Origin of the sequence: Aegicerativicinus sediminis, assembly GCF_015476115.1 — a bacterium.
Taxonomy (GTDB): domain Bacteria; phylum Bacteroidota; class Bacteroidia; order Flavobacteriales; family Flavobacteriaceae; genus Aegicerativicinus; species Aegicerativicinus sediminis.
Genome location: NZ_CP064295.1, coordinates 1,184,108 through 1,209,765, shown reverse-complemented (window position 1 = coordinate 1,209,765; position 25,658 = coordinate 1,184,108). Strand labels below are relative to the sequence as shown.

Here is a 25,658-nt window from a genome sequence, read left to right as displayed (position 1 = left end):
TACTAGCGGTTTACCACTATTCGTTTGATGCTTACTTTATTATTCTTTCCAAAAACTTTTACCAAATACAAACCATTGGCCAAGTTTTCTACATCGACGGACTTAGTTGTAGAATTGATACCCATAACTCTTTTACCAGTTGTATCATAAATCTCTAGTTGAGAAATCACTTCGTTGCTAGTAATTAATATATTCTCTTGGGCGGGGTTTGGGTATATCTGAAACCAATCATTTTCCACTGTTTTATTGTTTATGGATAGGGTCTGCTCTTCTACGGTAAACCCGTCAAAGTATGTTGTGCCAATAGACGACCCTACCAAAATTTGGAATCGGATGTTCGCCGTATTCTCAGGAACTGTATATTCATATTCCATCAACTGGTAATCAGTATTATTAAGAGTAAAAACTTTTCCAGGGTAACTCACATCTGTATTGGCATCTTCCACCCTTAACCTAAGCCTTACATCCTGGGCTGTGGAACTTTTCCCATATCCTTTGATAACTATGCTTTTTCCTAAAAATTGATCAGCCGTTACAGCTTGATTTTCAATAAAAACAGCATTATGTGCACCTGACGTTGAGCTTACATTTATTTTAGCTGAAATATTCCCTTCAAAAGTATTTGATACTTCAGCTTGGCTGAATGTTGCTGAAGAAGATGAGTTTGTTTTAATAACCCATTCCGTAGTTATCCCGCATTCAAAATCGGAATTCAAAATAAAATCGGAATTGGTGCATCTAGAATTGCCTAATAGTGCCTCTTTTACATTTTCAACCCAAGTTCTATTTTCAGCTATATAGATTGTCTTATTGGATTTATGTCCTGCATCCCAGGCGGTAAAGCTGAATCCCAAATCAATTGCCAAATCAGCCAAATATTTATGGTAAAGAGCTCTTGAATCGGCTTCTGGACCACCTTCTGAATTGCAGACGCCAGTATTATAATTGAAGCCACATTCGTTATCAGCTCCAAATTCACCTAAGAGTATTGGAATATTTTTGTTTTGTGACCAATTTTTAACGATTTGAAAATGACTATTCACTTCATTTTTATCTGATTCAGACCCCCATGTAAATGTTCTATTGTTAACGTTTGGATCTGAGGAAGCCGTGAATCCTCTGGGGAGGTAGTAATGAAAAGTAGCTATTAAATTGTCATCTAAATTTAGAACGGCATCACTTAGTTGAAGTGGAGCATTATAAGAATTTTCACCTCCACCAACAATGATAATATTGCGATCGTTATTATTATTTCCAGTCCCCCTAATTATTTGGATGATATCTGTATTGATGACATCCATTTCATCGGCTGTTAAATGAAAGTAAGGTTCGTTGACAATTTCAAAAACTAATTGATAGGGATAATTTTTAAAACGCTCTGCAACCTGAGCCCATATAGCCCTGAACTTTTCATTATCTGCCTTTCTTTTGGCAGAGGTTGGATGGGTGTAAAATTCGGCGAAGTTTGCCCTGGTATCAAAAGTGTATAAAAAGTCATCCCTTAGGTGTTTGCCATGGAAATCGAGAATTACGATAAGATTTTTAGTTAATCCCCAATTGACGATTTGTTCTACCCGATTTAAAAAATTTGGGTCTACTACATAATCTGATGGACTGCCGGAATAGCTTGCTTCTGTACCCGAAGATTTAGAATAACCTTCCGTATTACCTGTTGTTCTTGTACCCAAAAAGTCTATCGGAATTCTAACAGTTTTAAAACCGGCATTTGCTATGTCTTCAAAATAGCTTTCTTCAAATGGTAAGGCCCAAGCACCTTCCACCGGAGCACTTAGAACATTTCCCAGATTGATTCCTCTTCCCATGTCTGACACCATTTCAGTTGGCGTTATTTGTGCCAAGAGTATGGTTTTCCAGGAAAGGATGAGGAAGGTTACTGGGAAACGTTTCATAATACTAATTAAATCTTGGTTACCTTATTAATATTAATCTTCACTATCGTCTTTGCCGGCTCGTCTAGCCTTCTTTTGTTCTTTTGAAAGAACATCATTATAGATTTGCTGGAAATATTTTTTGTTAATTACCTTTAATTCATCCTTGTCACTTCCGTTTTTTCTTGCTTTCCTAACCTCTTCTATACGAGCAATATGCAGGCTATAAATCTTGTCTTTTTGATCTTGTGAAAGTGCCAAGTCTTTGTTGCCCGCAATAATTTCTTGGTTTAGTTCCTCTACTTTCTCCTTGGCCGCATCCTTTATTTTTTGGTTTTGGGAATATGCCGTAAACGAAAGACTAATTAGTACAATTAAAGTTGTTATGATTCTTTTCATTTTTTATTTGTTATCGATATTTATATGTTGGCTATTGTTGTATTGCTTGGATGTTATCCCATCTCCATTGTAAAACATCATTAGAGGCAGTCATGCTTTGGTTAATTCTTATAGCTAAATAAAAATTGGAAGTGGCTGTAATATTGAACTCCCTTCTAGACCAACCAGTTCTTGCTACGCCTTCTGCATCTAAACTAGTGGCTGTAACAGTTTCTAAAGCTGTCCATTGTGATTCGTCAAAACTACCTGAGCCATCATAAGATTTTGACCAATAAAAAGTAACGTCTGCAATATTTTTGGCTTTACCTGTCACATAGGAAACGTCATAGGAAACTTTCATATTACCAGTTGCCTCCAGCACAGGGGAGACTATCATGTTATCTATTACACCTTCACCATCGCTGGAAATGTTATAAAATATTTGGAGACCGTTTGCAGTTAATTGTGAAGGATCGTTTATGTCGGGAAATGTATCAGCCCTGTTTAGATATTTAATAAGATTTCCTTCTGGAAGTGTTTGGTTAATAAAAATATTTTGATAACCAACTTCACTTATGTCTGCAGTAACTGTCTCAAAAGATTCTTGGTAAGAAAACAGGGAAACTTGGTCATTATCGGTAATTGTAATTGTGAATTGGGAAGTCGTGTTCCCTATTTCTAAGCCACCTGTAACTGATGTAAGATCTAGAATGATGGTTTCATCTTCCTCAGTGTCACTGTCGTCAGTTATGTCAATATCAAAAGAAATTGAGTCGGAGCCTGATGGGATATTTATTGAAACAGGACTTATTGAGGAGCTGTTATAAGTATAATCGCTGCCTAATGTGGCTGTTCCGGATGCTGAAATTTCTAATGTTGCATCTGCGATGGTTGTACTTGAAAAGTTTATTGTAGCGGACAGTGTGCCATTATCTTCATCTACCGTAGTTGAAGCTATTGCAAAATTAGCGATAGGGTTAGGAGCAGCGTCGTCATTAATTATAGTAACTGTGGAACTGTTTCCAACCCCAACGGATAACCCTCCGCTTACTTCTTCAATAGATAGTTCTATCGTTTTGTTGGGTTCGTATTCGGAATTATCTATAGTTGCTATTTCGAATGATGCTGAGGTAGCTCCACCTGGAACACTTAAGACAAGACTGTTTCCGCTTGCACCTGTTATGCTGTAATCGGTATCTAACACGGCCTCTCCCGCCAAACCTATTGTTATGCTACCACCGTCTGTAGTTGCCTGATCGAAAATTAAATTCAATATAAGTGGAGTGGTGCTATTTTCATCTATTTCAAAGGTGGCGTTTTCAAATTCTATTGAGGCAATCGTTGGGTCGTCATCATCCAAAAGGGTGAGCGTAAAACTTGTTTTTTCACCTAAAGTAAGGGAGCCAGTTACGGCCGAAATGGATATGGTTAATACCTTGTCGTCTTCTATTACCTCATCATCAATAGGTTGAATGGTAAAAGAAGCTGTAAGTTGATTTGGTTCTAAGTCAATATTAAAGGAAGAGGAACCCTCACTTGTTTCATAATCAGTTCCGTAGTTTCCCCCACTAATATCGATGGTAACACTTCCACCTGAATGTGCGTAATTATCAATTCCTAAATTCAAAGAGAGTGGGATGGTCGCCCCTTCAACCTCTCTTAAATTATCGTATGCAAAACTTACTGCTGCAGTTCCAGTTGCATTGTTATCATCTTCTTCGCACCCAAGAAAAAGGGTTATAATTCCTAAAAATAAGAGTGATCTTAATTTCATATGCCTATAATTGCTAGTTAATGTGATTGCTAAATTCATAATTAAAGGCCAAGAACGGGTTCAATAACTATCACTAAGGGTTTGATTAGCGTGAAAATTGACATTAAACCCCTTTTTTGTAAGTGTTTATAGTAACATTAATACCTTTTTATCTATTTCTATTTTCCTTTTTTAACAAAGATTATTACACTTCAGAAATCAATTGCATCGGGAAAGCGATTGTTTAGAAACTAACTAAACTATTAGAAGATATCCGACAATTATTGAACTCTATTCTATGTTGAGAGTAGTAATTTGGTTTTAAGTTTAAATTCAAATTAATGATTATGAGCATTCAATTAAAATGGTTTTTAAACCTCAGGAGAATATTTATTTTGAAATTTTTACTTTTTCAGACTTTCTGTTTTTCTTTATGGCACCAAACGCTTACTTCAATGAATAATCCGTCTGTATATACCATTTCAAAAAACGGGATCACCGCCAAAATTCTAACCAAAGGGGCAGAATTGTATAGTTTAACTAAGAACGGCCTAGAATATATGTGGCAGGCAGATCCAGATCATTGGAATAGGCATTCACCAGTTCTTTTTCCTATAGTAGGACCTTTAATTGATAAGGAATATTTCTATGAAGGTGAAAATTACAGTCTTCCTCAACATGGTTTTGCCCGAGATTTGGAATTTGAAGCAGTTGAAGTAGAAGATGATCATATTATTTTTCAGCAAAAAGAAAATGCTAATACCTTGAAAATGTATCCTTTTAGTTATGTTTTGCAATTGCATTATCGTATAACTGAAAACGGTCTTGACGTAGGTTATGTAGTAAAAAACACGAATTCTAAAACACTGTATTTTTCCATAGGAGCACACCCTGCATTTAGTTGTCCTTTTGAGGATGGCCAAAAAAGAAGTGAATACCAATTAGTGTTTGACAAGCAATTGATGCCTGAGGCAATCGATAAAAATGAAGAAGGAAAATTTTATATAGATTCTACTTATAAAGTAATGGATGAACCCGGAATAATGGAGTTACCCGATGGGAAGTTCGACGACGGTTCAATTACGTTCAACCCAAATCCCTTCTCAAAAGTAAAGTTCGTTCACAAGCCAACAAATAAAGACTATTTGAGCGTAACCTTTAAAAATTTCCCTTATTTGGGGATATGGTCCGCGAAGGATGCCCCTTTTATTTGTATTGAGCCTTGGCATGGAATAGCTGATAATACTGATCATACTAAAGAATTTACCCAGAAAGAAGGTATAGTGGCTTTAGAGCCGAAGGAAAATTTTAAATTCTCTTTTTCAATAGAAATTTTATAATGAAAAAATTTCCGATTGTGGGTTCAGCCAAGTTTGGAATATTTAGATAAAATAACTTCAAATTAGTAAATTGACTTGTTAATGCTCTAAACCCCTCCCTTGAATGTTATAGCTATATTCGGTATGTAAAATTCCCCGCAGCCTTTTTACCGTTTCAGCATATTCCTGTTCATCAACCACATTTATATTTTCGTCTTTATCAATTTTATGGTCATAAAGCATGTTTGATATTAAAGAGTCATTTTTTAGATTTATGTATTCTGTATAACTAAATTGTTGAGTTTTTAAGGTGAAACCATTACCTCTCTTAATTAAAATATGGTTTTTGCCTTTGAGATTTGGTTCATTAAGTATAGGCGCCAAGCTCTCCCCATCTAATTGGTTCTTGGGGGCTTGTAACCGACATAATTCGGCAATAGTTGGGTATACATCAACTAATTCCACCAATGCGTTGGTCGTAGCAGACTGTTGTTTTGAAAAAGGATTGTAAATTACTAATGGTACTTGTGTAGATGTATTGTAATTGGTGAATTTTGCCCATTGTGTGTGCTCTTGAAGATTGTATCCATGATCGGAAACAAAAACAACAATCGTATTTTTTTCGAGGTCTAGTACTTCTAATTGGTTCAAAATTTCACCGATTAGGGCGTCGACATAACTAACCGTGGCATAATAGCCATGAATAAGTGTTTTTGCCAACGAATCGCTTACTTGTCCCTTCTTGGGTATGCCCGAATAGGCTCGCATTTCCGGCCAATTGCTAATTGAAATTTTTGGTGCATTCTTAGGAATGTAATTGTTATTGGGTTGTTTTATACTATCTCGTGGATACATATCCCAATATTTTTTTGGTGCATTGAATGGAAGATGCGGGCTAATGAAACCAGCGGTAAGAAAGAATGGTTTGTCAGTTTTTTTCAATTTTTTCAAATCCCATATAACTTTTTTAGCCACCATGCCATCAATGTAAACAGAATCTGCTACATTGGCATTTTCATAAGCAGGACCTGTGCCAGTTCTTTTGTATTCGTCTATATTTTCAGTTAAGTGGTAGTCTTTCCAAAGCGATTGCCAATAATCTGTAGGGGATAATTCTAACTCATTTTCGTCAAATGCATATGGCCTCCAAATCTCATCCCAATCAGTTTCCCGATCGTCTAAATGATGATAAATTTTCCCGTTCGAAATTGTTAGATAACCATTTTCCTTGAATAACTGGGGCAAAGTAATGGCATCAGGTACTTCCTTTTCAACAAAAGTGTTGTAGTCTAAAAATCGATTTACAGTAGGCAGCATGCCTGTGAGCATACTTGCCCTTGAAGCGCCACAAACAGGAACGTTACAATAAGCATTAGTAAATTTAATACCCCTGTTTGAAAGGGCGTCAATATTAGGAGATTTTATGTTCTGACGACCATACGAGGCAAGCTCAGGTCGTAGATCATCCATATAAATTAGAAGCACATTTGGTTGGGGAGCTAGTTCTTGGCCCCGCTCATTTACACAACTTAAACTAGCTAAAGTAGCAAGTATGAAAATCCAATTTATATAACGTTTTTGCAATATTGTATTGATTTGGGTTTAATTAGATTGAACTATTACATTTTGAAAACCTGAATCTCGGTTTCTTTAAAACCAATCCGTTGAGCTAAGGAATAAAGGTATTTACCATATTCTAATGCCAAAGGTTTTGAATACAGTTTCCAACCACTATTGAAGTCCAATTTCTCGTTTGCGTTTTCGGATATGATGTATGCTATAGAGGCACCTTTTGTTTTGGACGTTAATTCTATTGTCGCACCTATCTTTTTAATTTCAACTTGTTCTGTAATAGGCTGCTGAAAATTGGGCCACATGTTATTTATTAGTTGAGCTTCGGGTTGAAGACCCATATCATGTCGATTTTCTAAATGATTCTCTAAAGCTTTTCGCATTTCTGCCAAGATTGTAGCATATTTGTGATCTTCTGCTAAATTGTGAATATTGAAAGGATCGTTTTCACAATCATACAATTCTTCTTCGGTTTTGGTTTCAAACCAACTTTGTTGAATGGTATTAAGTTTACCCATTTCTTTCAATTTTAGAAAAACGGGCATCATAGGAATGTTTTTTCGGTATCCCACGTCCTTATATTTCGGAAGATTAGGATAATCGTTTCTCAGATATAAATATTGCTTGTTTCTAACCGCCCTAATTCTATCCGAATATTCATCAAACCTATCTGAGCTCCCAAAAACATAATTTCTATTTTCGGCCTTGTAGCTACCTAAAAATGCTTTTCCTTCTAAATACTCTGGTGGTTTTATTCCAGCAAGACTTAACATGGTTGGCGCCAAATCAACAAAGGATATCAATCTATCAGTTCTTCCAACTTCACCAGTGATTCCTTTTACCATAAAAGGAACCTTCAACCCAGAATCGTAAATTTCTCTTTTTTGACGTGGTAATGGCCCTCCGTGATCGCTGTAAAAGAAAATGATGGTTTTGTCATATAGCCCATCTTCTTTTAGCTGTTTTATTAGGTTTCCCACCTCCTTATCCATCAACTCCACGTTGCTATAATGTCTCGCCACCGTTTTACGTGTGGCTTCATTATCCGGTAAATATGGAGGAACTTTTACATCTTTTGGATTTACTGTTAATGGCAAGTCGTCATTAACCCACAATCGACTTTCATGAGTAACCCCTATATTGAAAACGGAGAAAAATGGCGTTTTTTCATCTAACCGATTTCCCCAATGAGCTTTGGTGTTATTTTCATCCCAAGCCGTAACTGGCGCAGCAAATTGATAGTCTGTTTTTTGATTATTTGTGCAGAAATACCCTTCCGCCCTGAGGTATTCTGTATAACATTTAACATAATCTGGAATTACCGCCGCATATTGTCTAATTTCATTTCCATCTAAATCGGTTCTTGCTAAAGCTTCTTTTCCCTCATAGGAGCGTTTACCCCAAGACATAACATCTTGTCCGGTTCGCATATGCATAGTACCTATAGTTGTAGGATACATTCCCGTAATTATAGAAGAACGGGTTGGAGCACATACACCTACTACTGCAAAGGCATTGTCATAAACCATGCTTTCTCTTGCAAGCATATCTAAATTTGGGGTTTGGGCAGTTGAATCGCCATACATTGAGAGGGTTGGGCTTATATCCTCCGTTACTATCCAAAGAACATTTGGTTTTTCTTGAGCCTTACTGGTAAAGGAAATGAATAAAGAACATATGATGAATATAAAAGCTTTCATTCTAGGTTTATTGTAATTATTGAGTTTTGATCTTTTCCTAAAGTAAACGTTCCTGTTTTCAATTGTCCATCTACAACTGTTTGGTATTCGTAAGTTCCAAAAAAGCCTCTATTTTTTATATATCCTTGATTGTCAGTTGAGGCATTAAATTTAGTATGCCATGCCCCTTTAACCAAACCGAAATAGGCTTTCCCCATAGATCCTATTTCTCCATTACTTTTAAAAATATCAACTTTTTTGGATTCTTCTTCCATATATCCCCAAAACAAAAATTCAGAAACATTGGGGTGGCTAAAAGCGGCTATCATAAAGTCTCTAGTGTATTGCTCGCGCAGTTGAGGATCCTTTATGTCCATTGTAAACTCGGAGATACTTATTTTTTTTCCGAGACTTCCATAATAAGTTAGAATTTTCAATACTCTTTCAGGAGAGGTTAAATCACTTCCAATGTGGCATTGTATGCCAATTCCGTCAACCAATCCACCTGTGTTTTCGTCAATTCTTTTAATGAAATTATAATACCATTCTTGCTTTTTAGAATCTATGCCGCCTTTACTAATAATGCCATATTCATTAGTAAATCTTGCAGAAGAAGGTTGAAGTTTTTTAGCCATTTTGAAACCGTCAAACAAAATTTCTTCGGATCCGGTAATATTCTGTAGATCTTGGTTGGTATAGGCTTCATTGACCACATCCCACTGCGTTGTATATCCTTTAGTTTCCACTAACATAGTTTGCACATGTTCTCCCATCAGAGATTTGATAGCCTCTGGGTTGTTTTTTTGTTGCCGGTATTCATTTGTTAGGTAATTAAACCCAGGCCAGATAAGCACATGCCCTTTTAAATCTATACCATCACTTTTCAAAATCTCCATAGCCTTTTTTGTAGTCTCTGCATTTTTGCCACGGTACCAAGATTTAATTTTCAAATCGTTTTCAAATACGGCCAAATTGAAATTTTCTTTGAATAAGTTGTATTTCATAGTTCCTTCAACCACATCCTTGGCGTTTATTGCTGCACCAAATGGGAAAGCATGACTTTTTAAAGAGATTGAAAAAGATTGATTTTCAACCGTCTTTCCATTTGAAACAAATTTTAATATAAAATCCTTTTTACGCAGTTTTTCAATTCTAGAAATGGCATTCACTCTCCATTGCGCGTTTGGTTCCATTCCCACATACGATATTTCAGTTTTTGGTAAGGCGTCTAATGACGTACCCATAGGAAATACCTCGAAGGTTAAATCCTTCATTTCCAAAGATTGGGGCTTAAAGCCATATTGAAACACTACCCTGAAGTCTTTTTCTAATATGTTTCTACTTGCTTGAAACGGTATATGAAATTCTTGCCAATCTGACCCAATGCTAATGGTATTTGTAAGATTGTCTTTGTGAGATTCAGATTGACGAAGTAACCATAACAGTTTTGCTTCACCTGTTTCTAATGAAGAGGAAATGGTCCTTGCTTTGAAAGAAATCAAGAAAACCTGTCCTTCTTTAAATTCTTTATGGATCAAGGGAATTTTACTGGCCAGGTTATAAATAAATGCAGGCTGGGTGTTTGTTGTAATCTTTATTATTGGTGAGTCAGAATTACCATTGACACTAATTTCACCTTCAGCATTGTTGCTTTTAAGAAATCGTAGCTTTAGGGAGTCTAAAATATTAATTCCATTATGCGAGGTTTGGGCTTGGGAAAGATATAATGACAAAAAACAAATTATTGCAAGACCACATTTATGAAATTTTCTAATCACCTTTAAATAAATTTTGAAGTCCGTTGTAATTGTCTTGTAAAATTGTTTCTGGATCGCCTCCTTTCACATGCCCGAGTATTCCAAATGGTCCGTTATATCCAATTTCGATTACATATTCTATCATTAATTTTTCTTCAGTTCCTTCACCAATGGTCAAGATTTTTGGCCCGTCTTCTTTCATTCCCGTGAGATTAACACACCAGAGATAGGGTAAAAGATGGTTAATATCGTTTTGATAGGTATCTAAATTTTCATGGCTATGATGAAAATTATAAACGACACCAATGTCTTTTTTAGGAAAGGTGTTGATAAGCTTAAGTTGATTTTCTGATTTTCCATACCACCCTCCATGATTATATAATGCAATTTTACAGCCAACTTCATCAGCTCTTTCAATAAGGTATTCTAGCATTGTCTTAGCTTCAGAAAACGCATCTAAATCAGAAAGCCCTTCAAAATAGGAGGGTTCGAAACCAACCCAAATCTGGGTTTTTAGACCAATATTTTTTAGATTTTCAAAAACAATTTCACTATCAGGTTTAAGCTTTCCTGGTCTATCCTTTTTAAGGTTGATATATAACCAAACTGCTTTTATTTGGATGCCCTTCTCTTTGGCTAATTGCCATTCCTCTGCCATAGTTGGTATATGCTTAGGGCGATAACCGTATGCATATTGAGTAAACCCTAAATCCTTTAACATCTCTAATCTCTCTTGGGGTGTCCTCTCTTTAACATCAAAACCAACAATGGACCATGGGATAAGATTTTCTTTTTGAAACATCCTTGTACTTTTTTGTGGTGAGCCACAAGAATACAATAGACATAAGCAAGTGAAACTCGACAATAATATTCTATTATGTGTTCTAAAAATTTTCAAGAAATACGTCTACTATTGTTTAAAATTAGGATTTGGTTTTGGATGTTCATACCCTGTTTCTTTTTTCCATTCTTCTAGTCTATGTTTTAGTTTTTCAGCGATATGAAGATATTCTCCATAAACATCCTGAGTTTCGTATGGATCTTTTTTAAGATTATACATGTAATAGGAATTATCTTCAACCACTTCCGTTAATTTATATCCGTCCATTTGTATAACATTTACCCATTGACTACGGAAAGATTTAGTTTTAGGATTATACCCGGCATAATTGGTGTATTCCCAAATTAATGCTTCACGTTTTGGCTCAATTCTTTTGCCTAAGAGAATTGGCGAAAGATCCTCACCGTCCAAGATGTAATCTTTTGGATGCTTCGTTGAAGTTAACCCCAAAATTGTTGGATATAAATCAACATGAATTATGGGCACGGTGCTTGCGGAATTGGGTTTTATATGTCTGGGCCATTTAAAGATATACGGTACCCTTATCCCTCCCTCATAGGTTTCACCTTTAACACCTCTATAAGGTTTGGTAAATATGTTTCTTTCCGTTTGGTAATGGCCATTATCACTGGCAAAAATTACAATAGTATCCTCATCTAAGTCTAATTTTTCTAGGGTATGAAGTAGCTCGCCAACACTATCATCTAAACTTTTTATCATTGCCAAAACCTTAATTTCATCAGGACCTACATTGGGATTTTCCTTTAGTTTATTTTTAAAATGTTCTAAGTATTTCTTTTTTGGTTCTAGCGGCTTATGAACTAAATAGTAAGGGACATAGGCAAAAAATGGTTGTTTCTTTCCGTTTGCTCTTTCTATAAAATCGATTGTTTTTGAGGTAATGACGTCGGATGAATATAAAGTTGAATCTATATTTTTTTGTTTGGGAGAGGTTTTAAAGTTAAAATGTCCGGTTATTTCATAGCCTTCATCAAATCCTTGATTTTGGATTTGTAATTCATTATGTCCAAGGTGCCATTTTCCATAGGCAGCTGTTTGGTAACCATTATCTTTTAAAGCCTCTGCGATGGTAATTTTATTTAGATTTAAACCAGCTCCAGAACCATTAAGACGGTAATTTTCAGGAGGTAAATATGTCATGGCTTCCAAGGTCTTTTGATCTTGTTTAAACCTATCTGCAACCCTATAAACATGATGTCTTGAAACGTATTGACCTGACATAATAGATGCTCTAGAAGGAGCACATGTGGGATCATTTGAATACCCATTCGTGAAATGCATACCCTCGGCAAATAAACGGTCAATATTTGGAGATTCTACCAAAGGATTGCCGTAACAATTAAGTGCATTGATGCCTAAATCATCTGCTAAGATGAAAAGAACATTTGGTTGGTTTTTACTGTTAGTTTGTCCAAAAACTGCGCTAAAACTTATGTAAATAAAGCAAACAAGAAATTTATTCATATGCATAAAAAGCAGTTATTTGAGTATTATAGATACTTTTTACTTCATTGAATCTAACTCCATAAATTGGATTTCCATTTAGCCTTATTCTTAAACCCTCACCAATGGTTTTGCCATCGAAAACCTTATTCCAATTTCCATTTTGGTCTTTAGTTTCGAGAGTGAATTGCCGCATAGAATGGGACCGCATATTTTCGCTTAGTAATACAGTTTTTACCTTTTTAGGATTTTTGAAGTCTAATTGCAACCAAGGCTTACTGTCAGTTTTAGATGGTTGCCACCACGATTTTAAATGAATGCCTTCACTAAAAATATTTCCTTCAGTTTTATATATAACATTTGGGTTATTTTGTGAATTTAGAATTGATGAAGCCGAAACATTAAATTCTGACTTTTGGATTGGTTGTGCTTGCCAAGTCTCAATCCGCTCAAAATTTTCTGGACTTTCAGCAAGCTTCAATTCAACAATATTATCCATTTGATTTTGAAATGATTCTTTGTTGAATGTGATGATAAGTTTTCCATTTTCAATTTTAAAATTTTCAAATCCTGGTGTTACCCCTTGGGCAGATTCGATTTTCATTGGTAGTTCGGGCAATTCGAATACTGTTTCGCCATTATTTGCAACCTTTTCAATAAAATGGAGGAAAAGGCTCGTTCCTTTTTGTGCAGATGCTCCCCAATCTCCACCCATATAAATCCCCCTGCGAGTACCATATAGTGTTGAGCCATATTTTTTCAAGAATTGCCCTACTTTATAACCAACTTCAGCTTCTTCTTTTACAAATTCCCCCTCTCCATTGGGGCCAAAATTCAAAAGAAGATTACCTCCATTACCAACAACTTGAATGAGCATCCCAAGGATTGTTTCTGAAGGTTTAATAGGGCCATCCTTATGGTACAACCATTTGTCAGTCATTGTTAAACACGCTTCCCAATATCTTGGGTGATTTACAGGTCCAAGGCTTTGTTCAGGATTGTCATAATCTCCTCGAAGCTGATCATTTGGCCACCCAAATCCAACCCTTGAATTTGATAGAAAACCAGCCTGTTTTTCTTTTATATCTTTTAATAAATGATAAGAATCCCACTGCCAATATTTTGTAGCCAAATGATCCCAAAAAACACCATCAATTTTACCATAGGCTGTGAAGAGTTGGTCTACATGCTCCTTCATGTACGGTAAATAATTTTCATAATGATTTTCCCTTAGGCAGTCTGGATGGTGCCAATCTGGTTGGGAATAGTACCAAAAAAGTTTTACCCCTGCTTTATGTGCTGCATCTGCAAGCTGTTTACAGATATCTTTCCCATAAGGCGTATTCATAATATCATAGTCTGTGTTTTTCGCATAGAAGAAGCAAAATCCATCATGGTGTTTAGCGGTAAATACAATGTAACTAGCCCCAAAATCTTTTACCTGCTGCATCCATTTGCCTGCATCAAAATTTATAGGATTGAATTTTTTATACAGGTTATCGTAAACTTCTGGTTTAATTCCATTTTCAGCAGGCCGTCCTGCACCTGGGCGATCACCATAACGTCCCCAACTCAGCACGTCTGTTTGAAGCAAAGCAGGACCCCAATGGACAAAAATTCCCAGTTTGGCATCTTTAAACCATTTCATGTCCTCTTCTGAAGCCAACAATTCCTTTTGTTGGTCTAAAGTCACTAACATGGATTTGTCTTGTGGCGGAAATTGCCATTGGGATTTGTAAGATTTTTGTTGACCATTAACAAGAAGGGCGGAAACAAGCAGGGTGATGAATAGTAAATGATTTCTTTTCATTTTAAAAATTAGATTTCCAATTATTTAATTCCGTCAACAATACTTTAGCCAAATCTGGCATTTCCATCATTAAATTTTTTGTTTCAGATGGATCTTCAACAATATTGTATAATTCGCTTCTGCCCTCTTCGTACCAGTTAATCAATTTGTAATCTCCCTTACGTATAGCTGAAGACTTAGTATCACCAGTATTTACAGGCCTCGCCTTTGAGGAATGCCAAAAAACTGTTCTATCATTCCATTTTTCTTCATTTTTTAAAATAGAAAGAAAGCTTTTTCCTTCTGTTAGAAGAGAATTCCCTGTGACAATTTCGGAAATAGTGGGTAGCACATCCATTAGCATTATTATGGATTGTGTTTCTTCCATAGGTTGAAATTGATTGTTCCACCTAACAAATAATGGCACCTTAATCCCACCGTCATAAAGCCATCCTTTTCCTGCCCTTAATGGATAATTAGAGGTAGCCAACTGTCGTTTGTTTGTGCCATCATTGGAAAGACCCCCATGGTCTGAAGAAAAAATGATGATAGTGTTTTCCAACAATCCTTCGTTGGATAGCATTTTAATGATCTTGCCAACATTCATGTCCATATTCTCTACCATAGCGGCATAAGTAGCGTTGTCTTGTCTCATTTTGGTTCTTCCAGTACCTTCTTGGATATACTCCGGTTGGTTTCCATAATCAAAGGCGTCAATTTCTTCTTGATTTCTTTTTTCGTCTTCCTCTTTTGCTTCAAGAGGTTGGTGTACAGCATAAAAGGCCAACATGGACATGAATGGTTTAGAGCTATCCCTTTTTTGAATATATTCAATCACTTGATTTGTAAGCACATCGGTGAGATAATCACCTTTTTTACCAATGGAGTCTAAATCTTTGACAGGATCTTTTTTATTGACACCCCTATGCTTTGGCCTGTTGAAGGGGTATATATAGCTTATGGGTGAACCGGCTTTTCCAGCTGCTAAGCTATAATCAAATCCGAATTGTTTGGGATCTTCCCCCAAGTGCCATTTGCCAAAATAAGCGGTATTGTAGCCTGCCTCACCTATTAGTTTTATGTAGTTTTTAGAATCTGGCACATCATTCATTTCGAAACCGTCATCTGGCACATCACCATTTTTTATTGGATAACCTGCAGTTAGCATAGCGTATCTTGATGGTACGCAACGTGGGTAGTTAGCATAGGCATTTTGAAACCTTATAGATTCCCTTGCCAGTCTGTCAATGTTAGGTGTTTGATATATTTTGGAACCTGTAAAACTTAAATCGTAATATCCCAGGTCATCAACATGAATAATGAGGATGTTAGGTTTCTCAAATTCATTAACAATGGTTTTAGGCAATCTGCTTTTACAGCTAATCAAGCTTAAACACAAAAAGATAAGGAAATAGTTATGAGTTTTATAAACTGACATTATTTTGATGAATCGAGAGCAGTTTTAATCACATTGTAGGCAGGGGTAGGGTTAAAATTTTCATCGTATATCGATTGAAATTCTCCTGTATCTTTTTTAACTCTAACCCCCAAGTCCCATAAATTAAGAGTTACTTCACCTTGGTTGCTTTTTTGTATTAAAACATCCACGATTTTTTTATAGACCTCTTTTTGAATAGTTCGCTCAGATTCTAATTTGGAGTCATCTTTTACTAAGAAGTCTAATTCTGTAATGTGAAAAGCTAAATCATTAGCATGAGCCCAATCAATAAGATCCGATAGTTTCTTAACCGTGTTATCGATATTATCTACAAAATCCTTTCGTTTTGCACCCAATAATAAATGTGCCTGCCAACCAATACCATCTACTCTATAGCCTTTCGAACGCAGATAAAGGATAGTTTCTTTAACCTTATCCCACATAGGGGTCTCCATACCCACATTTTGGTTATAAACTAGTTTTATATTAGTTGCATGCTTGGTTGCAATTTCAAACGCTTTTAGAATATACAGCGGATAACCATTTTCATCAAGGCCCATAGTCAACCAAGGGTTTTCCCATTGATGGGTACCCTTTTTTGGGCCAAACCAACTTCCATCGGCCAAAATGGTTTCATTAACAACATCCATATATTTTACATTTGACTCATTATTAAATTTTTTTGCAAATGCAGTAGCGAATTCTTCTAAAATCTTAGCTAATTCTTCAGGTGTTCTTTTATCATTTTTTACCCACTTAGAAGCTTGAGGGCTAATAGGCCCGTGTAGTCGAACTGTTAAATTGTGTTTTTTGGCAAAAGCAATAAATTCATCAATTTGTGACCAGTTCCATTCGTTAGGAGTGGGGTGAATTCGGGTCTGTTTGGCTGCATTTGCCGGAGTTAGGTAAAGGAAATCTTTAAGAAAAAGACGCTCTTTTATAGTTCCTAACTCCTCATAATTTAAGGTTGCGCCAATCAATAATTGAGGATTATCAACACTAGTTTCTTTTACGGTATTAGTTTGAGAAATTCCTAAATATACCGTTGTAAAAAAAAGAAAAAAGGTTAATCTAAAATTCATCGGTTTTCTTCTTTATCATTATTATTTTTCTTATTCCCATTTTTAGTGGTCGATTTTTCAATTTCAATATTTTTATTGCCACCTTTATGATTGGCCTTCATTTTTACCTTTTTATCTTTCTTGAATTTTTCGAGTGTAGCCACCATCGCTTCTGCTTTTTCAGGAAAAATTTGGGATAAGTCCTTTTGTTCAGAAATATCCTCTGCCACATTATAAAGTTCCACTTTACCACTTTCTACAAATTGAAGCAACTTGTAATCTCCAATTCTTATGGCTGAGGTTTTGTCATCTCCAGTTTGCTGAGGTCGTGCTTTATAAGAATTCCAAAATACAGTGCGCTCCTCTTGAATTTCTTTACCCAGTATTGAACCTTTCACGCTTATTCCGTCTATACCGTTAATTTTTTTGTTTAATGCCAAATCGATTATGGTAGGAAAGACATCCATTCCCATAACAATTGATTCTGTATCAACCCCAGACGTTCCATTTGGAAGTTTGAATATTAAAGGGACTTTGGTCCCTCCTTCATAAATCCATCCTTTTCCTGCCCTAAGCGGGGCATTTGATGTAGGGATTAGCCGATTATTCGGTCCACGAGTGGAAAGTCCTCCATGATCTGAGGTTAGTACAATAAGTGTTTTGTTGTAAATCCCTTCAGCCTTTAAAGTTTCTATTAGTTTGCCAATATTTTCATCCACATTTTCAACCAAGGCAGCGTAGGGTGCATAATTTTGTTTCATCCTGGTATCGCCATTTCCCTCCTTGGTATATTCAGGGCCATCCCCAAAGTCGATTTCTTTCAATTGTTCTTCATTTCTTTTAATATCAACCTCTTTTGCTTCAATAGGTGTATGGACGGCATAATAGGCAAGTACTCCCATGAAAGGTTTATTTTTATTCTCCTTTATGTATTCAATAGTTCTTTTGGTAAGCACATCCGAAAGATAATCCCCTGGATTGGCGTATTCTTCAACATCCTCAATTGGGGCTTTTTCTCCTTTGGAACCCTTTGTTCTTTTTTTGTTGAAAGGATAAAATCGTGAGTCTGTTCCACCTGAGTCTCCAGCAGCAAAAGATGATTTAAAACCCATTCCTGTTGGGCTGTCTTCGCCTGAGCCTAAATGCCATTTACCAACGTAAAAAGAATTATACCCTGCATCGGCAAACTGTTTAGGAAAGTTACGTGCGGTTGGGGTAGAACCTAAATTTCCCTTATTTTCATTTAAAGGATAAGTACCAGTTAAGATGGCATACCGGGAAGGAACACAACGAGGATAACTGGCATAAGCATTTTGAAACACAAAACCATTTTTGGCTAAATCATCGACATTAGGGGTATTGTACATTACAGAACCATTGGCGCTAAGGTCATGATATCCCCAATCGTCAACAATGATGAACAAGACATTGGGCTTTTCTTGAGCGTTTACCCAATATCCAAAGAACAATACTATTAGGAAACAGGCACGTTTTAATTTCATAACGTACAAATAATTTAATTTTTTAACGGCTAAAAAAAGCGACAATTATGATTATCGCTTTTTATTACATCTCCTATTATTTAGAAGATGTTAAATGTTGTTTCAATTTATCTTTTAAATCTTGGGCGACATTTTTGTACTCCATGTTATTAACATGATTCTTTGTCTCCAAAGGATCTTTTTCATAATCATACAATTCACGGCCAATGATATTATTTTCATCATAGGGCAAATAGCTACGGTAATTATTGTCATGCCATTCGGTATATCTGTACCTACCTGTTCGTATACTGTACCCCATTCTCTTGCCTCTTGCATATTGGTGGAATGCAGCGTCTTTTGAAGTTATGGTTGACGGGTCATTATCCATCAACGGCACCAAAGAAATTCCTTGTGCTTGTGATGAATTTTTAACGCCTGCCAATTGAAAAATGGTAGGGAATAAATCTACAAGCTCTACAGGTGTATTGTCTTTCTTGCCTTTTGCGACTCCTGGACCGGCAAACATAAACGGAATATGTGTGGCTTGTTCGAAATTTGAATGCTTGCACCATTCGGTATGGTCACCTAAGTGAAATCCGTGATCACCCCAAAGTACAATTATTGTATTTTCTAATTGACCCTTGTCTTCCAAGAAATCTAAAATCTTTCCTATTTGAGCATCTATAAATGACACACAAGCCATATACCCATGGATTAATTCTTTTTGTTTTTCAATAGGTAAAGCTTCGCCCACATCTATATTATTTGGAATATCTGAATAGGAGCGCAGTTCACCAAAATTGTGGAATGCTAATCGTGGTGTTCCTTCAGATAATTCTTGAAACTTTGCTACTTCAATATTTTCTCGTTTATATAGATCCCAATATTTTTTTGGAGCATTAAAAGGCAAATGTGGACGTTGAAAGCCAACCGCTTCAAACCACGGTTTACCTGTAGCCATTAAAGTTTTAAGTTGCCTGATGGCAGTTTGCGTATACACACCATCCTGATAATATTCATCAGGTACATCCGGACCTTCATTACTTGGTTTTAATTTATTGAATACATATTTGCTAATCTGCCCATAATTTTTCTTGCCTTTTTCATTTGCTTCTTTTTTAAGACGAATCATTTCCGCTTTAACTTTAGGATCTTGGTATGTGTTGAATTCGGCATTTCCTTCAGGATCTGTTAGTTCATGGGGGATACTCCAACTCTTGCCGTCGTGTCCTGGCGAGGATGAACCTTTATGGTAAATTTTTCCTACACCAGTTGTTTCATAACCTTGAGTTATAAGGTATTCAGGCATTGAAATTAAATTTGGTGCAGATTTTCTAAAATCGGTGTGTAAATCCCAAACCTTATTTCTATCTGGATATGTCCCAGTCATGACACTTGCCCTAGAAGGCCCACACACTGCATATTGTACATGGGCGTTGGTAAAAGTTATACCCATCTCTGCCAGACGATCGAAATTTGGTGTTACCATTTGGTCATGCCCATAATTAGACAATAAAGGCTTTAGGTCATCAACGGCAATAAATAAAATGTTCTTTTTAGTTGATTCACTTTGGGCAATTGCGGATATACCTGTAATTACAAATAATGCGAATGCGTAAATTAATTTTTTCATGTTTTAGTTACCGGTTAATACATCTTGAACGGAGGTTTCCTCATCTTCTCTATCTACAATCGAGCCAAAATCTTTGTCAGTTATTTCACGGAAATCATCCAGAGTTTTTCCAGGCTCAAATTCATCCATTAGACCGTTGAGCTTTTTCTTTAATTCTGAAACAACGGTCGCATATTGGGGATCGTTAATTACATTTTTTAATTGGTCTGGGTCGTTTTCTAAATCATAAAGTTCCCATACGTCTATATTATAATAAAAATGAGCAAGTGTGTACTTTTCAGTTCTTATGCCATAATGGGGTTGTATGTGATGCCAATATGGAAATTCATAATAGTGATAATACATAGCATCTCTAATCTTAGTAGAAACTTCACCTTCTAGATTTGAAGCAAAACTTTTTCCATGCATTGGCTGACCTGTTTTTATCCCTGCCAATTCTAGAAGCGTTGGTGCAAAATCTACATTGGTTATTAGGTTGTTATTTACAGACCCAGCCTCAATTTTTTTAGGATATCTCATAATAAATGGCATAACGAGAGATTCTTCATAAATAAAACGTTTGTCAAAAAATCCATGATCACCAAGGTAAAAACCTTGGTCTGAAGTAAGCACTATAACAGTATTTTCGGCCAACCCATTTTCATCCAAGTAATTTAATACTTTACCAATGTTATCATCAACTGACTTTACACAGGCTAAGTAATCCTTTATGTAATTTTGGTAACGCCATTTTTTGCCTTCCTCATCAGACATGCCTTCAGGTTGAACAAGTTCTCCGGGTTTTGCCCCATAGAAATCCCAAGCGATTTTATCCCTTCCTTTTAAACCTTCCGGAGTAGGGATTTTCATGTCGCGTCTACTAAGAAAATCAATTGTCATTTCAGTATTACCTGCAGTTAATTCACGTCCGGAATAATCATCATTGAAGGTATCAGGATAAGGCATTTCAATGTCATCCCAAAGATTTTCGTAAGGAGTGTCTGGTTCCCAAGGCCTGTGGGGAGCCTTGTATTGAAGAACCATCATGAATGGCTTGCCATCCATTTTCTTGTTATCTAACCACTCCAAAGCGAAACCTGTTGTTAAATTGGTGGCATAACCCGTATAGGTGGTATCGGTTCCATTAACATTATAAACGGGATTCCAATAATGACCTTGCTGACCTGCGGAATTATGGTATTTAAACTCATCGAAACCCTTTGGCTCAGAACCTAAATGCCATTTACCGAATAAGCTTGTTTGGTAACCATTTTTTTGGAATTCTTGTGGAAATGTCCATTGTGAGGCATCAAATTTTCCTCCGCTTTCATTTTTGTAGTAGCCGTTAGTATCACTGTAATTTCCAGTTAGGATAGCTGCCCTGCTTGGACCACAGATGGCATTGGTGCAGAGAACATCATTAAACAACATACCCTCTTTTGCCAAGCGATCTATATTTGGGGTAGGAGCTATATCCGTGTAAATTCCCCCATAGGCACTTATAGCTTGCCGAGTAAGATCATCGGCCATTATATAAATAATGTTTGGTTTTTCCCTTTCAGATGGTTCTGTGGTAGAAGTCGTTTGCTCTTCTTTTTCAGTTTTGCAACTCATGAAAATTGCTAAGAGAAGGAAGAAAGCGGTTGTGAATTTTAAATTTGCAATAAATCTTGCCATCATTAGTCTTTTAACTTAATTAGGGTAGGTACAGAAAGAATTGTCTTTTTCAATGAGCTGTCAGAAGAAGAATTTCCAGTCATAATCGTAAAATCTCCTGGCTCAACAACAAAATTGTATTCCTTATCATAAAAGGCTAAACTTTCCGATTTAATTTCAAGGGTTACGTTTTTGGATTCACCTGGTTTTAGTTGAACGCGAGTATATGCTTTCAGTTCTTTTACCGGTCTAGTGAAGGAGCTAATATTATCCCTAATGTATAGTTGTACTACTTCTTCCCCTTCCATATCCCCAGTATTTTTAACGGTAACTTTTGCTTGTACAACATCTGACTCAGACCTTAATTCAGTTTTTGATAAAACGGGTTCTGAGATTTCAAATGTTGTATAACTCAACCCAAATCCGAATGGATGTAATGGAGTTTTTTTCTCGGTATTGTATTTATGGATATAAGCCGTTGGTTTATGGTTATAAACCATTTGTAATTGCCCTACACTTCTAGGTATGGTAACAGGAAGTTTTCCACTAGGATTAACTTCTCCAAAAAGTATTTCTGCAATTGCTTGCCCCCCAAGTGAACCAGGCTCCCAAGCATTCAAAACAGCCTTAACATTCGCTTCTAATTCTGGTTCTGCTATCGGGCTACCACTTACATAAACAACCACAACATTTTTATTTTTTAATAAAACAGCATTTGCTAACTCTAATTGTCTGCCGGATAATTTTAAGGTGGCTCTATCAATATTCTCACCAGTGGTTTTATTTGCCCAGTCGTGCCTAAAAGAGTTTTCGCCCAAAACTAATACCACAGTATTAGCTTCTGCAGCAGCTTCTGCAGCAGTTGAAATATCTAAATCTGTTAAATCCTTGGATCGTTCGGCAGTTTTATGCAAAGACACCTTAAAGCCTTTTTTCTCTCCTAAAATTTTAATCCCTTCGAAAACGGTTACTACTTTATCTTCTGGTTGTGGAGAAGCCCAATCACCAAGTATTGTTTGGTTGTTTGCATTAGGTCCTAAAACTAAAATACTTTTTCCTTGTCCATTGCCAATCGGAAGAAATCCAACATTTTTTTGAAGTACAATTCCTTTTCTTGCTTGTTCTAAGGCTGTTTTTTGATGAGTATCCTTAAATATGGAATTTTCAATTCTGGAAAGATCAATAAAGGGATTCTCAAATAATCCTAATTTGAATTTAGCCTCTAATATCTTTGAACATGCCTCATTTACCCTTTCAACGGGAAGTTTTCCTTCATTAACTAATTCAACAATATAATCAGAAAAAAGCGGTCCATGCATATGCATGTCCAATCCTGCATCAACAGCCATATATGATGCCTCCTTAAAATCTTTGGCAACATGATGCCATGTATCAATACGAGAAACATCATTCCAGTCACTGACGTAAAAACCATTAAACCCCCAGCGGTTCCGAAGCAGATCAGTCATCATATAATTATCCATATGTGCTGGTACGCCATTCACTTCATTGTGCGCCGCCATAATGGAAAACACGTTAGCTTCTTTAACCGCTCTTTTATAAGGAGGAAGAAATATTTCAAATAACGTACGCTTAGAGATATCTGTAGGAGAGGCGTTTAATCCATTAATTGATTGGCTACCAGCAATTAAATGTTTGGCACATGCAATGACGTGGTCACTACCGCTAAAATCATTCGATTGCATACCTTTAATAGTGGCAACTCCCATATTTCCAACTAAATAGGGGTCTTCTCCAAATGTTTCGCCAGTTCTGCCCCAACGAGGATCTCGTAACACATCTATATTTGGAGTAAAAGACCAATGTGAACCGGTGGCTCGCATTTCCAAGGCGGTCTGTTTGCTAACTGTTTCTAGAAGAGCGTCATCCCAAGTTGCTGCCTGTGTAATTGGAGAGGGGTAAACAGTTGTTCCACTAACCAAAGCATTACCATGAATGGCATCGATGCCAATTAAAACTGGAATTTTTAATCTAGATTTTAATGCCAGTTCTTGAAGGTAATTAGCCTCTTCTGCAGTTAAAACATGAAGAAATGAGCCTATTTTACCTTCAGTTGTCATTCGGGCTACGTCTTTACTAAATAAACCCGGATAAAATCCTTGAGCATCATTTTTGTCTAATTCTTCCTCAGTTAAATCTTTTTCGGCCTTCTTCATGTGTTCAAGCCCAACGTATTGACACATTTGATAAACTTTCTCCTCAAGTGTCATCCGTTTCATCAGGTCGGCAACCCTATCTTCAACAGAATTTTTAGGGTTAAGGTAAATTGGCTTAGAAGAATTTGAATTTTCGGTACCAGTTTGCGACTTTGTCCAACCCATAAAAAGCATGAGTAGGAAAAGGACGAGGTAGTGTACCATTTTTAGATTCTTCATAATTAATTGGTGTAATCAGTAATTAGTAACCAGGGTTTTGATCGGCTTGAGAAATTTTCTGGTTTCCAGATATCTCAGAAAATGGTATTGGAAATAACATATTTTTCACACTTACAGGATATATATAATCCCTGTTGCCTACATTAATAGTTGGATGATTATTATGTAACTCAACAACTTCGTCTAGAAAATAGTCGTAACCTCTTCTTCTAGTATCAAAGAATTGATGACCTTCACCCAACAACTCATATTGTCTTTCACGCATTATCCTCATTCTGAAATCTTCTTTGGATAACCCAGACCAATTGGCAGGTTCAGCGGTTTCGCCAGTTGAAGTGTTCCTTGCTCGGTTTAGAACTTCGTTTACATATTGGTATGCATTGTCCGGGCCATTTAATTCATTTTCTATCTCAGCCAGCATTAAAAGGACATCAGCATATCTCAATTTTATGAAATTTCGTAACGTTGTAGACCCATTATAATTGGGATCTGTATATTTTTTGAGTGCCGTATATCCGTTTGCCCCATTTCTAACAGAAGGATAAATTCTTTGGGTATTTCCGTTGGCTCTTACATAAGATTCGTAGAAAAAGGAAGCATCAATCCTCGGATCTCCTGGGTATTGTTCCACATGTTGATCAAACGTTTCCTTGTTGGGTCTAATACGTCCAAAGGTTGGAAGATTAGGGAAAATTCCGTTCGGATTATACAATCTTATAACATCCGAATTTCTGAGACCACCTGCCAAGCTATAATTCAATTCGAACATTGATTCAACGGTATTCCTATTTGTTACGTCATCAAATAGTTCCGCATAGGTCTGAACCAGTGAATATTTGCCATAGACTTGAATAGCTTCGTCATACGCATTTTGCCAAAACGATGGATTTCCCCCATCTTCACCTGCTAATTGCATGTAAACTTTTGCCAAATAAGCATTCGCAACATATTTCACAGGTCTTTCCGGACGGTACTCCCCGAAATCAGGCAATAATAATTTGGCCTGCTCCAAATCTGAAATGATCAAGTTATAAACCTCTTGCTTTGAAGCTCTTGGCGTATGTAAATCTTCTGCAGTTGCAGGTGATGTTTTTATGGGTACTCCCCCCCAAAAACGTACTAAATCAAAATAGGTGATTCCTCTAATTAAATAGGCCTGGCCTAGGGCTACATCTTCATTGGATAATTCAACAGAAGAATTTTCGAGTTGTTGAATTATTATATTGGCGGAATTGACTGCCTCATACATACCTCCCCAAAGGCCTTCTAAATTGATATTAGAGGAGGTGCAATTTAATCCAGTAGCATCGGCATTAGCGGGTTGACTCGACCAAAATTTACCCGACATTACCGGAACTATATTATGCCAATGCGCACCATGATAATCGTAATTCGCAAAATTAATATACATCCCATTTACAGCGGTCTCTAACCCTTCCTCATTAGAAAAAATTTGACCTTCATAAAATTTGGTAATTGGCTGCTCGTCAAGATATTCGTCACAACCTAAAAAACTGACTGTTAAGAACACTAATGGAAATATGATTTTAAAACTTTTCATCTTCAACAA

The 25,658-nt window shown here is 36.4% G+C and carries 17 protein-coding genes; 1 reads left to right on the top strand and 16 read right to left on the bottom strand.

Annotation, left to right across the window (positions count from 1 at the left end; translation table 11 throughout):
- Positions 1-2 precede the first annotated feature (2 nt).
- Genes ISU00_RS05270 through ISU00_RS05260 form a run of 3 tightly spaced genes read right to left on the bottom strand, consistent with a single transcriptional unit; the run spans position 3 to position 4,041 of the window.
- Positions 3-1,910 (bottom strand): cellulase family glycosylhydrolase, encoded by a 1,908-nt coding sequence (locus ISU00_RS05270; RefSeq protein ID WP_228853001.1) that lies wholly within the window; start codon positions 1,908-1,910, stop codon positions 3-5.
- Positions 1,911-1,943: 33 nt separating this feature from the next.
- Positions 1,944-2,288, bottom strand: coding sequence for a hypothetical protein (locus ISU00_RS05265; protein ID WP_228853000.1), 345 nt, complete (start codon positions 2,286-2,288; stop codon positions 1,944-1,946).
- A 31-nt stretch (positions 2,289-2,319) separates the two neighbouring features.
- Positions 2,320-4,041, bottom strand: coding sequence for a Calx-beta domain-containing protein (locus ISU00_RS05260; protein WP_228852999.1), 1,722 nt, complete (start codon positions 4,039-4,041; stop codon positions 2,320-2,322).
- 434 nt (positions 4,042-4,475) lie between these two features.
- On the opposite strand from ISU00_RS05260, the gene ISU00_RS05255 reads away from it, so the two are divergent.
- Positions 4,476-5,360, top strand: a complete 885-nt coding sequence (locus ISU00_RS05255; RefSeq protein ID WP_228852998.1) for an aldose 1-epimerase family protein — start codon at positions 4,476-4,478, stop codon at positions 5,358-5,360.
- Between the two features lie 78 nt (positions 5,361-5,438).
- On the opposite strand, the gene ISU00_RS05250 is transcribed toward ISU00_RS05255, so the two are convergent.
- The 13 genes from ISU00_RS05250 to ISU00_RS05190 all read right to left on the bottom strand — a co-directional run bounded on the left by ISU00_RS05250 (position 5,439) and on the right by ISU00_RS05190 (position 25,649).
- Entirely contained in the window at positions 5,439-6,923 is a 1,485-nt protein-coding gene (locus ISU00_RS05250; protein ID WP_228852997.1) for a sulfatase, read from the bottom strand.
- A 35-nt stretch (positions 6,924-6,958) separates the two neighbouring features.
- The gene (locus ISU00_RS05245) at positions 6,959-8,611 is read right to left on the bottom strand and encodes a sulfatase family protein (RefSeq protein WP_228852996.1); all 1,653 of its coding nucleotides are present in this window, start codon (positions 8,609-8,611) and stop codon (positions 6,959-6,961) included.
- Positions 8,608-10,323 (bottom strand): endo-1,4-beta-xylanase, encoded by a 1,716-nt coding sequence (locus tag ISU00_RS05240; RefSeq protein ID WP_228852995.1) that lies wholly within the window; start codon positions 10,321-10,323, stop codon positions 8,608-8,610. The genes ISU00_RS05245 and ISU00_RS05240 overlap by 4 nt, the downstream gene beginning before the upstream one ends.
- A gap of 37 nt (positions 10,324-10,360) precedes the next feature.
- Positions 10,361-11,149, bottom strand: a complete 789-nt coding sequence (locus ISU00_RS05235) for a sugar phosphate isomerase/epimerase family protein (RefSeq protein WP_228852994.1) — start codon at positions 11,147-11,149, stop codon at positions 10,361-10,363.
- 108 nt (positions 11,150-11,257) lie between these two features.
- A complete protein-coding gene (locus tag ISU00_RS05230) occupies positions 11,258-12,673 on the bottom strand; it encodes a sulfatase (protein ID WP_228852993.1) in 1,416 nt (471 codons plus the stop codon).
- Complete coding sequence (locus ISU00_RS05225; RefSeq protein WP_228852992.1) at positions 12,666-14,462, bottom strand: alpha-L-fucosidase; 1,797 nt, start codon at positions 14,460-14,462, stop codon at positions 12,666-12,668. The genes ISU00_RS05230 and ISU00_RS05225 overlap by 8 nt, the downstream gene beginning before the upstream one ends.
- A 1-nt stretch (position 14,463) precedes the next feature.
- Positions 14,464-15,807, bottom strand: a complete 1,344-nt coding sequence (locus ISU00_RS05220) for a sulfatase (RefSeq protein WP_228852991.1) — start codon at positions 15,805-15,807, stop codon at positions 14,464-14,466.
- Between the two features lie 71 nt (positions 15,808-15,878).
- Positions 15,879-16,961: an endo-1,4-beta-xylanase gene (locus tag ISU00_RS05215; protein ID WP_228852990.1), complete on the bottom strand. Its 1,083-nt coding sequence runs from the start codon at positions 16,959-16,961 to the stop codon at positions 15,879-15,881.
- Positions 16,958-18,442 carry a sulfatase-like hydrolase/transferase gene (locus ISU00_RS05210; protein ID WP_228852989.1) on the bottom strand — a complete coding sequence of 495 codons (1,485 nt, stop codon included), beginning with the start codon at positions 18,440-18,442 and terminating at the stop codon, positions 16,958-16,960. Before ISU00_RS05210 ends, ISU00_RS05215 begins: the two co-directional genes overlap by 4 nt.
- A gap of 76 nt (positions 18,443-18,518) precedes the next feature.
- Positions 18,519-20,057 (bottom strand): sulfatase, encoded by a 1,539-nt coding sequence (locus ISU00_RS05205; RefSeq protein WP_228852988.1) that lies wholly within the window; start codon positions 20,055-20,057, stop codon positions 18,519-18,521.
- 3 nt (positions 20,058-20,060) lie between these two features.
- The gene (locus tag ISU00_RS05200) at positions 20,061-21,713 is read right to left on the bottom strand and encodes a sulfatase family protein (protein ID WP_228852987.1); all 1,653 of its coding nucleotides are present in this window, start codon (positions 21,711-21,713) and stop codon (positions 20,061-20,063) included.
- 2 nt (positions 21,714-21,715) lie between these two features.
- Positions 21,716-24,088, bottom strand: coding sequence for a glycoside hydrolase family 3 N-terminal domain-containing protein (locus ISU00_RS05195; RefSeq protein WP_228852986.1), 2,373 nt, complete (start codon positions 24,086-24,088; stop codon positions 21,716-21,718).
- A 22-nt stretch (positions 24,089-24,110) separates the two neighbouring features.
- The gene (locus ISU00_RS05190) at positions 24,111-25,649 is read right to left on the bottom strand and encodes a RagB/SusD family nutrient uptake outer membrane protein (RefSeq protein ID WP_228852985.1); all 1,539 of its coding nucleotides are present in this window, start codon (positions 25,647-25,649) and stop codon (positions 24,111-24,113) included.
- Positions 25,650-25,658 lie beyond the last annotated feature (9 nt).

Bases quoted from the DNA above. Each gene is read 5' to 3' on its own strand.
- ISU00_RS05210 (WP_228852989.1), bottom strand. From the start codon at position 18,442: ATGAAATTAAAACGTGCCTGTTTCCTAATAGTATTGTTCTTTGGATAT.
- ISU00_RS05255 (WP_228852998.1), top strand. From the start codon at position 4,476: ATGAATAATCCGTCTGTATATACCATTTCAAAAAACGGGATCACCGCC.
- ISU00_RS05245 (WP_228852996.1), bottom strand. From the start codon at position 8,611: ATGAAAGCTTTTATATTCATCATATGTTCTTTATTCATTTCCTTTACC.
- ISU00_RS05200 (WP_228852987.1), bottom strand. From the start codon at position 21,713: ATGGCAAGATTTATTGCAAATTTAAAATTCACAACCGCTTTCTTCCTT.
- ISU00_RS05230 (WP_228852993.1), bottom strand. From the start codon at position 12,673: ATGAATAAATTTCTTGTTTGCTTTATTTACATAAGTTTTAGCGCAGTT.
- ISU00_RS05235 (WP_228852994.1), bottom strand. From the start codon at position 11,149: ATGTTTCAAAAAGAAAATCTTATCCCATGGTCCATTGTTGGTTTTGAT.
- ISU00_RS05195 (WP_228852986.1), bottom strand. From the start codon at position 24,088: ATGAAGAATCTAAAAATGGTACACTACCTCGTCCTTTTCCTACTCATG.
- ISU00_RS05260 (WP_228852999.1), bottom strand. From the start codon at position 4,041: ATGAAATTAAGATCACTCTTATTTTTAGGAATTATAACCCTTTTTCTT.
- ISU00_RS05190 (WP_228852985.1), bottom strand. From the start codon at position 25,649: ATGAAAAGTTTTAAAATCATATTTCCATTAGTGTTCTTAACAGTCAGT.
- ISU00_RS05265 (WP_228853000.1), bottom strand. From the start codon at position 2,288: ATGAAAAGAATCATAACAACTTTAATTGTACTAATTAGTCTTTCGTTT.
- ISU00_RS05215 (WP_228852990.1), bottom strand. From the start codon at position 16,961: ATGAATTTTAGATTAACCTTTTTTCTTTTTTTTACAACGGTATATTTA.
- ISU00_RS05270 (WP_228853001.1), bottom strand. From the start codon at position 1,910: ATGAAACGTTTCCCAGTAACCTTCCTCATCCTTTCCTGGAAAACCATA.
- ISU00_RS05205 (WP_228852988.1), bottom strand. From the start codon at position 20,057: ATGAAAAAATTAATTTACGCATTCGCATTATTTGTAATTACAGGTATA.
- ISU00_RS05225 (WP_228852992.1), bottom strand. From the start codon at position 14,462: ATGAAAAGAAATCATTTACTATTCATCACCCTGCTTGTTTCCGCCCTT.